Raw genomic sequence first — 11,013 nt, forward strand, 5'->3', positions numbered from 1 at the left:
ATCCCTGGGCGTATGGAGCACCGCCCCGAACTCCCCCTCCCCCAGCTGTACGCCTTCACCGTCCTCGCCGAGGAACTGCACTTCGGCCGCACGGCCGCCCGACTGGGCATCGCCCAGCCCCCGCTGAGCCAGCAGATCCGGCGCCTGGAGGAGAAGGTCGGGCACCCGTTGTTCCACCGCGAGCCCGGTGGCGTGACGCTCACGGCGGCCGGCCGGGAACTCCTGCCGGCCGCCCGCCGGGTCCTGACCGATCTGGCGGACGGCCTGGCCGCGGCCCGCGCCGTCGGCAGCGGCGAGGCGGGCCGGCTGCGCATCGGCTTCTCGGCCTCACTCGCGCTCACCGTCCTGCCCGGCCTGCTGCACATCTTCCGGGAGCGGCACCCGGGCGCTCACCTGGAGATCCGCGAGATGACCGCCGCGCCGCAGCTCGCAGCCCTGCACGACCGGGCCATCGACGTCGGACTGCTGCGCGAACCGCCGGGGGCCGAGGAGGGACTGCGCTTCCGCACCGTCCTCAGCGAGCCCTTCGTCGCGGTGCTCCCCTCCGCCCATCCGCTCAGCGCCCAACGAGCCGTCTGCGTGGCCGACTTGGCGGACTCGCCGTTCGTCCTGCTGCCCCGCGCCGAGGGCCCGCAGCTGTACGACCGGATCACCGGCCTGTGCCGCGCCGCCGGGTTCTCCCCGCGGATCGGCCAGCACGCGGTGGAGTGGCAGACGGTGTGCGCGCTGGTGGGGGCCGGCCTCGGCGTATCGCTCGCCCCGGCGAGCATCCGCCGCATCCGGCTCAAGGGCGTCGCCTTCCGCCGGATCGACCCCGGCACCGACCGCACCCGGGTGGCCGTGGCCTGGCGCCGGAACGAGCGCAACCCCTTGCTGGCCCACCTGTTGAGCGCCGTCAGCCCTTCCGACCCGGCACCGCGCCTACCCCGCTGACCGCATCGACGGCACTGCCCGCGCACGGCACCCGCACTGCCGTCAACTCCCCTACTGCAGACGGAAATGGCATGCACGCCACTAGCCAACTGTCCAGTAACACCCCTACCGTCGACTCCCCGTGGCCTCGACGGAGGAGCTCGCCTTGCGCCCACGCCCCCACCCCCTCCGAAACCCTCTCCGAAACCGTCTCCGACACCCCCTCCGATTCCCGGCGGTCGCCGCCCTCGCGTCCGCCCTGTTCCTCACCGCCGCCCTGACCACCCCCACCGGCGCGGCCGCCGTCCCCACCACGGTGGCCGCGACCACGGCCGCCGCCAACGACTACTGCGGCGGCCACTGCGCCGACATCCTCCCGCCCGGCGAGAACGGCAACGCGACGCTCGCCGAGATCCTGCTCAACCGGATGTTCGGGAGCCGCCCCGCACACACCGACGACCAGCTCGGCCCGTACGCGGCCCTCGCCTCCGGCTACCCCGGGCTCACCGAGGCCGGGCTGCGCGGCTTCTTCAACGACGCATCCTTCGGCGTCCCCGCCGACCAGGTCGCCAGTACCACCAGCCCGCGCCCGGACGTCACCATCGTGCGCGACAAGGCCGCCGGCATACCGCACATCACCGGCACCACCCGCTACGGCACCGAGTTCGGCGCCGGCTACGCCGCCGCGCAGGACCGGCTCTGGGTGATGGACCTGTTCCGGCACGTCGGTCGCGGCCAGCTGTCCGGCTTCGCCGGCGGCGCCGCCGCCAACCGCCAGCTGGAGCAGAGCTTCTGGCAAGCCGCGCCGTACACCGAGACCGAGTTGCAGCAGCAGATCGACGCGCTCGCCACCCGCGGCGGCCGGGCCGCCCAGGCGCTCACCGACGCGAACGCCTACCTCGACGGCGTCAACCAGTACGTCAAGGAGGCGTACGACGGCCGCACGTTCCCCGGCGAGTACGACCTCACCGGTCACATCGACCCGATCACCAACGCCGGTTCGATCGAGCCGTTCAAGCTGACCGACCTGGTCGCCCTGGCCTCCGTGGTCGGCGCGCTGTTCGGCGCCGGCGGCGGCGGCGAACTCGCCTCCGCCCAGGTCAAGTCGGCCGCCGAGGCCCGCTACGGCAAGGACGCCGGGGACGCGGTCTGGAAGTCGCTGCGCGAGGCCGACGACCCCGAGGCGGTCCGGACCCTGCACGACGGCCAGAGCTTCCCGTACGCCACCGTGCCCGACCAGCCGCAGGGCGAGGCCCTGCCCGACCCCGGCTCGGTGGTGCCCGAGCGGATGATCTACGACGCCACCGGCTCCGCCAACACGGCGACCACCAAGGCCGACGGCGTGCTCCCCGGCAACCTGCTCACCGCCAAGCACGGCATGTCCAACGCCCTGGTGGTCTCCGGCGCGCACACCGACGACGGCCACCCGGTGGCCGTGTTCGGCCCGCAAACCGGCTACTTCGCCCCGCAGTTGCTGATGCTCGAGGAGCTCCAGGGCCCCGGCATCAGCGCCCGCGGCGCGGCGTTCGCCGGGCTGAGCTTCTACGTGCAGCTCGGCCGCGGCCAGGACTACGCCTGGAGCGCCACCTCGGCCGGCCAGGACATCACCGACACCTACGCCGTCCCGCTCTGCACCACCGACGGCTCACCCGTCACCACCGCCGCCAACGCCTACCTCTGGCACGGCCAGTGCCTGCCCTTCGACCGGCTGGAACGCAAGAACGCGTGGAGCCCGACCACCGCCGACTCCACCGCCGCCGGCTCGTACACCCTGGTGATGCACCGCTCGAACTACGGCCTGGTGACCGCCCGCGGCAGCGTCGGCGGAAAGCCCGTCGCGTTCACCTCACTGCGCTCCACCTACCGGCACGAGGCCGACTCCATCATCGGCTTCCAGGAGCTGAACGACCCCGGCGCCGTGCACGACGCTCCGAGCTTCCAGCGCGCCGCGCAGGACATCAACTACACCTTCAACTGGTTCTACGCCGACTCCCGCGACATCGCGTACTACAACTCCGGCAGCAACCCGGTGCGCGCCGCCGGGGTCGACGCCGGACTGCCCGTCCTCGCCCAACCCTCCTACGAGTGGGCGGACTTCGACCCGGCAACCAACACCGCCCGGTACACCCCGGCGGCCGAGCACCCGCAGTCCGTGAACCAGGACTACTACGTCTCCTGGAACAACAAACAGGCCGCCGGCTACACCGCCGCCGGCTTCGGCAACGGCTCGGTGCACCGGGCGAACCTGCTCGACGACCGGGTCAAGGCGCTGCTCGGGAACGGCGGCAAGGTCAGCCGGGTCTCGCTCACCCGGGCCATGGAGGGCGCAGCCCTGGCCGACCTGCGGGCCGAGGACGTGCTGCCCGACCTCATCCGGGTGCTGCGCAGCGGCCCGGTCACCGACCCGGCGACGCTGACGGCGCTCCAGCAGCTGGAAGCCTGGCTCGCCGACGGCGGACAGCGCAAGGAGACCTCACCGGGCAGCCACAGCTACGCGGACGCCGCCGCGATCCGGGTGCTGGACGCCTGGTGGCCGCTGGTCTCGGACGGCGTCATGCGGCCCGGGCTCGGCGACCAGCTCTTCACGGCGCTGACCGGCGCCCTGCAGATCAACGAATCGCCCTCCGGCGGCCAGACCGGCACCGCCGCCGGCGGCCCGGTGAGCGCCAACGAGTCCATCCCCCACAAGGGTTCGGCCTTCCAGTACGGCTGGTGGAGCTACCTGGACAAGGACCTGCGGTCCGTCCTGGGGGACCAGGTCGCCGGCCCGCTGGCCCGCCCGTTCTGCGGCGGAGGCGATCTGACGGCCTGCCGGAACGTCCTGCTGACCACCCTCAAGCAGGCCGCCGCCCAGTCGGCCTCCCAGGTCTACCCGGGCGACGGCGACTGCTCGGCCGGTGACCAGTGGTGCGCCGACACCATCATCCAGCGGCCGCTGGGCGGGGTGACGGACGCCAGGACCACCTGGCAGAACCGCCCGACGTATCAGCAGGTGGTGCAGTTCGCGAACCACCGCTGAGCAGCCGAAACGGCCGCCGGCGCCCCACCACCGGGGCGTCGGCGGCTCACACTGCCATGCCCTTGACGTCCTTCTCCCTGCCGCGCAGGTAGTCCGCCTGCTCCCGCAGCCGCTTCGCCGCCTCGAAGTGCGCGTGGTGCGCCTCCGAGGAGGTGAGCCTCGGCTCGATGGTTCCGAGCAGCTCCGCCACCACATCCACCAGATCGGCCACCGCGCCCAGCAGGTGATGCTCACCGCCCACGGCGACCGGATCCCTCAGCTCTCGCGCCTTCGCCACGGCGTTCTCCCGCAGCTGCCGCCGCGCCTCGTCCACCGCGTCGGCTGTCGCCCGGATTCCGCTGTCCATGCCGACCCCGTTCCTGTCCGGTCACCCGATGTCCCGCTGAGTGTGCCCTTTCGCAGCAGCATCACAAACCCCCTCCGGTAGCACCCGTTACCCGGCTATGGTGCTTACATGGCGACAACGGCACCTACCGCGACCACGGCAACAGGCGACTCCCTCGCCACCGGCCACGCCGCCCGCGCCGGCCTGCCCTGCGTCGTCTTCACCGGCCCCGACGCGCCGCCCGCCGCGGACGCCTTCCTCAACGCGTACGGCGCGGTGGTGCTGCCGGTGCCGTGGGAGGCCCGCTGGCCGATGCTGCGGCAGGTGGTCGAGCGGCTGGGCCTGCACCCCGTCAGCAACCTGACCATCACCCACACCGGCCACCCGTACGGGCCAGAGGGCTACAAGACCGTGGCCTACGAGATCTTCCAGGACGTGGGCGTACCGAGCGCGGTGTTCGTGCCGACCGGGTACGGCGAGCTGCTGTTCGGCGTCTGGAAGGGTTTCGCCGAGCTGTGCCGTCTCGGCCTGTCAGACCGCGTGCCGCGGGTGTTCTCCTTCGAGTCCGCGGCCTCCGGCCCGCTGCGCCGGGCGCTCGACCGGGGCGTGCCGGCCGCCCGGGTGACGGTCGGCCCGAGCGACGCCTACTCGATCGCCTCCCCGGTCAGCGGTTACCGGGGCGTGGTCGCGGTGCGCGCGAGCGGCGGCCGGGCGCTGACCGTGAGCGACGCCCAACTCGCCGACGCCCAGCGCGAGCTGGCCCGAGCCGGCCTGTGGACGGAGCTCTCCGCGGCCGCCGGCCTGGCCGGCCTGCGCAGCCTCGGCGCGCAGGCCCCGGACGACGGCCCGGTGGTCTGCGTGTCCACCTCCAGCGGCTTCAAGGACAAGGGCACCGGCACCCACCGGACCGCCCCGGTCACCCCGGAGTGGGCGGAGGTCGAACGCCGCCTGCGTGCCGCGGGCCTGACCGGCTAGCTCTTCTCGGCGTAGCCCAGGTAGGTCACCGCCGGCCGGGCAGCCGCTGACAGCGTGAAGTCGACCAGCGGCGGGATCTGCTCGTCGGCGATCCGGCCGCTGCGGCGCGCCAGGACGGCCCGGACCAGGCTGAGCGGATCGCGGGGCTTGAACTCCCGGATGTCCCGGTTGCGCAGGCCGTGCCGGGCGAGACCGTCCACCATCTCCTCCGGGGTGCGCAGCCGGGCGGCGGCGTAGCGGCCGGGCGGCATGATCCGGGTCATCGGTACGGCCTGGAACGCTCCGAGGTAGACCAGCCGGGAGAGCACCGTACGGCTGACGGTGTCGTAGACGAGGGTGCCGCCGGGGGCGAGCACCCGGGCGGCCTCGCCGAGGGCGCCGTTCAGGTCGTCCGTCACCTCGAAGGTGTCGGCGGCGTAGACGAGTTCGAAACCGGCACTCGCGAAGGGCAGTCGTCCGGCGTCCGCCACCAGGTCCGTGACGGCGAGCCCGTCCCGCCGGTGGGCCGCCCGGGCGGCTTCGGTGGCCACCGGGGACGGGTCGACGGCCGTCACCCGGTAGCCGAGCCCGGCCAGCCCCGCGGCGACCAGTCCCCGTCCGCCGCCCACCACCAGGGCGGGGCGTCCGTCGCCGTCCGGGGCGATCTCGGCCAGGTAGGCCATCCGGACGGCCTGGAAGGCGAGCGCCCGGATGTGCCGCCCGTCGACGGCCTCCGGAGACGGTGCGTCGAGCTCGATGCGCGGATGGCTGCCCATGGCTGAACTCCCCTCAGGACCGACCCGAACGGTCAGGTTCCCTGAGGAAACCTATCAGGGACGGGTTTCCTCGGGAAACCCGTCTAGGCTATGCCCCATGACCCGCACCTCGCTGGCCGACGTCGCCTGCTCCATCGCCCGCGCCACCGACCTGGTGGGCGACGCCTGGACGATGCTGATCATGCGGGACGTCCTGACCGGCATCCACCGCTTCGACGACCTGGCCGAGGACCTGGGCATCTCCCGCAAGGTCCTGGCCGCCCGGCTGGCACGACTTGTCGAGGAGGGCGTCCTCGTCCGCGAGCGCTACCAGGAGCACCCACCGCGCGAGCACTACCGGGCCACCGAGAAGGGCGCCGAACTGCACGCCGTCCTGCTGGCGGTGATGGCCTGGGGCGATCGCTGGTACGCGGGCGAGGCCGGCCCACCGGCCCGGATCCGCCACCAGCCCTGCGGGCACGACACCACCCCCGTGACGGCCTGCGGCCACTGCGGCGAGCCCCTCACGGCCGCCGACACCACCGCGCTCCCCGGCCCCGGCGGCCGGACCGGCCCCGGCACCCGGCTGCTCGGCCCCCTCCTCGCCGCCCGCGCCGACCAGTGACCATCCACCGCGTTCCGCGCCGCCACACCCGACGCCCCACCGGCAACCGCTCGCACCCGACCGGCGCGGCAGCCTGCTGTTCGTCCGCTCGTCCGCTGGCGTAAGGAAGGCGTTGGCCCGGGCACGCCAAGCTTGGCTCCGCCCGATTTCCCCGTGACGAAGAGCTGTCGCCGTGTTCCGTTCCCGCCGCCGTCTGCTCCCGCCGGCCGTCGCCGTCGCCGCAGTGCCCGTGCTCGCCCTGCCGGCCGTCCCGGCATCCGCGGTCTCGTACGGCACCCCGACGATCACCTTCTCCGCCGGCTATCTGTCCGGCGCGGTCGGTGCCACCGGCGACCCGACGGTCACCGTGACGGTGGCGCAGAGCGGCGCCGCCGCCTCCGCCCTGACGGTCGCCGCCTCGGCCAGCACCCGCAGCGCGGTGGCGCGCACCGGCGACGTGACAGTGGCCGGCACCGGCGGCACCCGGACGCTGGCGGTCGCGGCCCAGGGCGTCGGCTACACCGACCTGACCGTCAAGGTCACCGGCCTGGGCGGCAAGACCGCCACCCGCACCCTGCACTACGCCGCCTCGGCCGCCGTCCGGGACTCCGCCGCCACCCGCTACCTGACCGGCTCCAGCGACGCCTCCGCCGCCGTGGACGCGGGCGGCGGCTACATCCTGGTCGGCGACGACGAGTCCAACACCCTGCGGCTCTACGACCGCAACAACTCCGGCGCGCCGGTCCGCACCTGGGACTTCAGCTCGGCGCTCGGCGTCTCCAAGGAGATCGACATCGAGGCCGCCACCCGGGTCGGCGACACGATCTACTGGACGGGCTCGCTGGGCAACAACAAGGACGGCGTCGTGAAGCCGGACCGGCAGACCGTGTTCGCCACCAAGGTGACCGGCTCCGGGGCCACCACCCAGCTGTCCCTGGCGGGTTCGTTCCACGGCCTGCGCGACGACCTGATCGACTGGGACACCGCCAACGGCGACCGCTACGGCTTCGCCGCCGGCGCCGCCGACGGGCAGGCGCCCAAGCAGATCGACGGGTTCAACGTCGAGGGCCTGGAGTTCGCCCCCGGCAGCACCACCACCGCCTACGTGGGCTTCCGCGCCCCGCTCGCCCCGGCGGTCACCGGCGGCCGGGCGCTGCTCGTGCCGGTCACCGACTTCCCCGCCCTGCTCGACGGTTCGGCCGCGCACGCGACCTTCGGTGACCCGATCGAGCTGGACCTCGGCGGCCTGTCGATCCGCGACCTGCGCCGCAACGACCTCGGCCAGTACCTGATCGTGGCCGGCTCCTGGGCGGCCGAGGACAACTCCGCCCCGTACGCGCTGTACCGCTGGGACGGCCGGCCGACCTCCGAGCCGGTCAAGCTGGTCGACCTGCCGACCAGCGACGCCGGCGCCTGGGAGGCCGTCCCGGACGTGCCGGACCTGAGCGCCCCGGGCGCCCGCGCCCAGCTGATCACCGACAACGGCTCCACCGACCTGTACGGCGACGGCACCGACGCCAAGGACCTCACCCACCCCGAGTGGAAGAAGTCCCGCAGCACCTGGTTCACCCTGGGCTGACCTCGAGCCGGGGCCCCTCGACTCCGCCAGGCCGAGGGGTCCCGCCCCACCCCGTCCCCGCCCGTTCCCGCCCGTTCCCGCCCTCAGCCTGGGCCGCCCCGGACTCCGGCAGTTTCCGCGGGCCTCAGAGCTCGACCAGCACCTTCCCCCGGCTCGCCGAGCGGTCGACGTAGAGGCTCCGGTACGCCGCCGGGATGCTGTCGAACCCGTGGTGCACGGTCTGCCGGTACTGCAGCCGCCCGTCGCGGACCAGGGCGCCGAGGTCCCGTCGCAGCGCCGCCCAGTTCTCCTCGGTGAACCACTCCAGCGAGAAGATCCCGCGGATCAGGGTGCGCGGGAACATGATCATCGGCAGCAGCCGCGGCCCCGTCCACTCTCCGCCGACCTGGCTCCCCCACTGCCAGCAGACCGCCACCCGGCTGTCCACCGCGAGCATCTCGAACACCACGTCGGTCAGCGTGCCGCCCAGGCTGTCGAAGTAGCGGTCGACGCCGTCCGGGACGAGGCCGGCCAGCTCCTTGGCCACCTGCTCCCGATCGTCGCCGTCGCGGTAGTTCAGCACCTCGTCGAAGCCCAGCTCCCGCAGCCAGTCCGCCTTCGCCGGGGTCGCCGTGGTGCCGATCACCCGCGCGCCGCGGTGCTTGGCGAGCTGTCCGACGACCGAGCCGACGGCCCCGCTCGCCCCGCTGACCAGCACCGTCATAGCGGGCCGGATGTCGAGGAACTTCTCCACCGTCCCCCAGGCCGTCATCCCCGGGCCGCCGAGCAGACCGAGCGCCGTGGTGATCGGCAGCTGCTGGTCGTAGTGCGAGGGGTCGAGGCGCCGGTAGGCCGGGAAGACCATCGGAAAGGTGCCGGTCTGCCAGAGGCGCGGCTCGCCGTCGCTGATCACGTGGCTGCACCAGCCGCCGAAGCCCTGGACCAGGTCGCCCACCGCGAAGCGCGCGTCCGGGCCGGCTTCCACCACCTCCATGATCGCGTCGGCGCCCATGTGGTCGCCGAGCGGTGTGTCCAGCGCGATGCCCTGGAGGTACGGGTCCACGGACACGTAGCGGGTGCGCAGCAGCATCTCGTCCGGGGCGAGCCGGACGTCCACCTCCTCCACGACCTTCCGGTACACCCGGTCGACCTCCGGTACACCGTCCACGTGCTCCTGGACGACCCATTTCTCGATCTTCACGAGGTGACTCCAAACTCCCGGGCGCCCGGCCCGACGGCTTCGGTGATCAGGATGGGCGGCGGCGCGCTGTCGTCGACCGCCGCGGTGAAGCGCTTGTGGTCGTCACGGCAGATGAACTGGACGACGTGCCGGCCGGCGGCGGCCGCGCGGATCAGGCCCCCGGTGGTCGCCCAGACCCCGGAGAGGTAGAAGTTGGCGAGCCCCGGCAGCCCCGGGCCATTACGCTTGATCTCCTCCTCCAAGGTCTCCCCGCTCTCCACGAACGGCTGCCAGCCCAGCACGGTGCCGTCGTAGTTGCCGGTGTAGCGGACCTGGGTGAGGGGGGTGGAGACGTCCTTGACGGATACCGCCTCCTTCAGCCCCGGGTGGTGCCCGTCCAGGAACTCGATGACGGCGTCCCGCACCCGGCGCTTCTCCCGCTGGTACTCCCGGCCCCGGCCGACGGGCAGGGTGTGCAGTTCCTCGCCGCGCCGCAGCCGGGGCGCCTGCTCCGGCCCGGTGCTCAACTCCCGCCAGGGGGCGATGTCGCAGAAGTAGCTGGCGTAGACGACGGTGGTCGACTCGGGGGACAGCTCCGGATAGTGGCGGCTGCGGAACTGGATGTTGATGCTCGGGTGCCGGATGCCGGTGAGCCGCGCCGCGAACTCCTCGTCGAGGAGGTACGTGGTGCACGGGTCCCCCGCCGGGAAGGGCCGGCGCAGGCCGAGGAAGACGGTCAGGTAGCCGGGGAACACCATGCCCGGCTCGGTGAGGGTCTCGGTGTACAGCCGCCGGTAGGTGTCGTTCAGGTAGCGGCCCTTGAGCAGGTCGATCATCGTGGTCCGCCCGTCGCAGGCCGCCACCACGATGTCGGCGCGCACCTCCCGGCCGTCGCTCAGCCGCACCCCGACCGCGGTGTCCCGCTCGACCAGGATCTCCGTCACCTTGGCGTTGTACGTGATCTCGCCGCCCAGCCGCCGGTAGCGCTGCTCGATCGAGCGGGCCAGCCCGAGCGAGCCGCCCTCCGGCACGCCCGCCGACTGCCCGGCATGCGAGGCGAGTTGGAAGTAGGTCGGCAGCACCGGGAAGTTGGGGTGCTTCTCGTAGAGCACGAAGTTGAACGCCTCGCGCAGCAGCGGACTGCGGAACCGCGCCGAGTAGTCGCTCATCAGCACCGAGATGGAGCGCCGGATCACGTTGAAGTACGGCAGGAAGGAGGCCAGCATCCGCCAGCGCTCCCACCGGCCCATCAGCCCGACCGGCTTGAGGAAGGGGTAACGGGTCAGTGCCAGACGGAACTTGCGCAGGCCGTCGCAGAACTGCCGGATCTGCCGGGCGTCCTGGGGCGAGAGGTCCAGCAGGTGGGCCTCCAGCCGGTCCGGGTCGGAGTAGAAGTAGACCGCCTGCCCGCCCCGGGTGCGCACCACGTTGAAGACGTCGAAGTTGCGCATCCGCTTGCCCTGGAGGGCCCCGAGCTCCAGCCAGATCTGGTGCATCTCATTGCCCGGCCCGCTGCCGAGCAGCCAGCTGACGCAGCAGTCGAAGGTGAACTCGCCGCGGTCCCAGGCCGTGCAGCAGCCGCCGGGCAGTTCGTGCATCTCCAGGATCTGCGTGCGGTAGCCGTTCATCTGCGCGTAGCAGCCGGTGGACAGGCCGCCGAGCCCGCCGCCGATGATGACCATGCTCTGCCGGCTGCTGCTGGTCCC

At 72.9% G+C, this 11,013-nt stretch carries 9 protein-coding genes; 5 read left to right on the top strand and 4 right to left on the bottom strand.

Annotated features, from left to right (window positions below; all coding sequences use genetic code 11):
* Nucleotides 1–12: 12 nt before the first annotated feature.
* Together ACZ4WV_RS10425 and ACZ4WV_RS10430 are read left to right on the top strand one after the other, a co-directional pair.
* Nucleotides 13–933, top strand: coding sequence for a LysR family transcriptional regulator (locus ACZ4WV_RS10425; RefSeq protein WP_465744841.1), 921 nt, complete (start codon nucleotides 13–15; stop codon nucleotides 931–933).
* A 145-nt stretch (nucleotides 934–1,078) separates the two neighbouring features.
* A complete protein-coding gene (locus tag ACZ4WV_RS10430; protein WP_465744842.1) occupies nucleotides 1,079–3,931 on the top strand; it encodes a penicillin acylase family protein in 2,853 nt (950 codons plus the stop codon).
* Between the two features lie 46 nt (nucleotides 3,932–3,977).
* Here the strand turns inward: ACZ4WV_RS10430 and ACZ4WV_RS10435 are convergent, their stop codons facing one another.
* The gene (locus tag ACZ4WV_RS10435; RefSeq protein ID WP_465744843.1) at nucleotides 3,978–4,277 is read right to left on the bottom strand and encodes a hypothetical protein; all 300 of its coding nucleotides are present in this window, start codon (nucleotides 4,275–4,277) and stop codon (nucleotides 3,978–3,980) included.
* 108 nt (nucleotides 4,278–4,385) lie between these two features.
* Between ACZ4WV_RS10435 and ACZ4WV_RS10440 the strand changes: the two genes are divergently transcribed.
* Entirely contained in the window at nucleotides 4,386–5,231 is an 846-nt protein-coding gene (locus ACZ4WV_RS10440) for a threonine synthase (protein WP_465744845.1), read from the top strand.
* Here ACZ4WV_RS10440 and ACZ4WV_RS10445 read toward each other — a convergent pair.
* Nucleotides 5,228–5,986, bottom strand: a complete 759-nt coding sequence (locus ACZ4WV_RS10445) for a class I SAM-dependent methyltransferase (RefSeq protein ID WP_465744847.1) — start codon at nucleotides 5,984–5,986, stop codon at nucleotides 5,228–5,230. The two genes, ACZ4WV_RS10440 and ACZ4WV_RS10445, sit on opposite strands and share 4 nt — an antisense overlap.
* Before the next feature lie 97 nt (nucleotides 5,987–6,083).
* Here ACZ4WV_RS10445 and ACZ4WV_RS10450 point away from each other — a divergent pair, with 97 nt between their 5' ends.
* Nucleotides 6,084–6,590: a winged helix-turn-helix transcriptional regulator gene (locus ACZ4WV_RS10450; protein ID WP_465744849.1), complete on the top strand. Its 507-nt coding sequence runs from the start codon at nucleotides 6,084–6,086 to the stop codon at nucleotides 6,588–6,590.
* A gap of 193 nt (nucleotides 6,591–6,783) precedes the next feature.
* A complete protein-coding gene (locus tag ACZ4WV_RS10455) occupies nucleotides 6,784–8,148 on the top strand; it encodes a hypothetical protein (protein WP_465745010.1) in 1,365 nt (454 codons plus the stop codon).
* A gap of 124 nt (nucleotides 8,149–8,272) precedes the next feature.
* Here the strand turns inward: ACZ4WV_RS10455 and ACZ4WV_RS10460 are convergent, their stop codons facing one another.
* Both ACZ4WV_RS10460 and ACZ4WV_RS10465 read right to left on the bottom strand, forming a co-directional pair.
* Nucleotides 8,273–9,328, bottom strand: coding sequence for an MDR family NADP-dependent oxidoreductase (locus ACZ4WV_RS10460; protein ID WP_465744851.1), 1,056 nt, complete (start codon nucleotides 9,326–9,328; stop codon nucleotides 8,273–8,275).
* The gene (locus ACZ4WV_RS10465; RefSeq protein ID WP_465745012.1) at nucleotides 9,325–10,989 is read right to left on the bottom strand and encodes a phytoene desaturase family protein; all 1,665 of its coding nucleotides are present in this window, start codon (nucleotides 10,987–10,989) and stop codon (nucleotides 9,325–9,327) included. Before ACZ4WV_RS10465 ends, ACZ4WV_RS10460 begins: the two co-directional genes overlap by 4 nt.
* Between the last annotated feature and the right edge of the window lie 24 nt (nucleotides 10,990–11,013).

This window comes from Kitasatospora sp. NPDC029312, from assembly GCF_055569215.1.

Coding starts and splice junctions, on each gene's coding strand:
- ACZ4WV_RS10425 (WP_465744841.1), top strand. CDS start 13: ATGGAGCACCGCCCCGAACTCCCCCTCCCCCAGCTGTACGCCTTCACC.
- ACZ4WV_RS10435 (WP_465744843.1), bottom strand. CDS start 4,277: ATGGACAGCGGAATCCGGGCGACAGCCGACGCGGTGGACGAGGCGCGG.
- ACZ4WV_RS10440 (WP_465744845.1), top strand. CDS start 4,386: ATGGCGACAACGGCACCTACCGCGACCACGGCAACAGGCGACTCCCTC.
- ACZ4WV_RS10445 (WP_465744847.1), bottom strand. CDS start 5,986: ATGGGCAGCCATCCGCGCATCGAGCTCGACGCACCGTCTCCGGAGGCC.
- ACZ4WV_RS10450 (WP_465744849.1), top strand. CDS start 6,084: ATGACCCGCACCTCGCTGGCCGACGTCGCCTGCTCCATCGCCCGCGCC.
- ACZ4WV_RS10465 (WP_465745012.1), bottom strand. CDS start 10,989: ATGGTCATCATCGGCGGCGGGCTCGGCGGCCTGTCCACCGGCTGCTAC.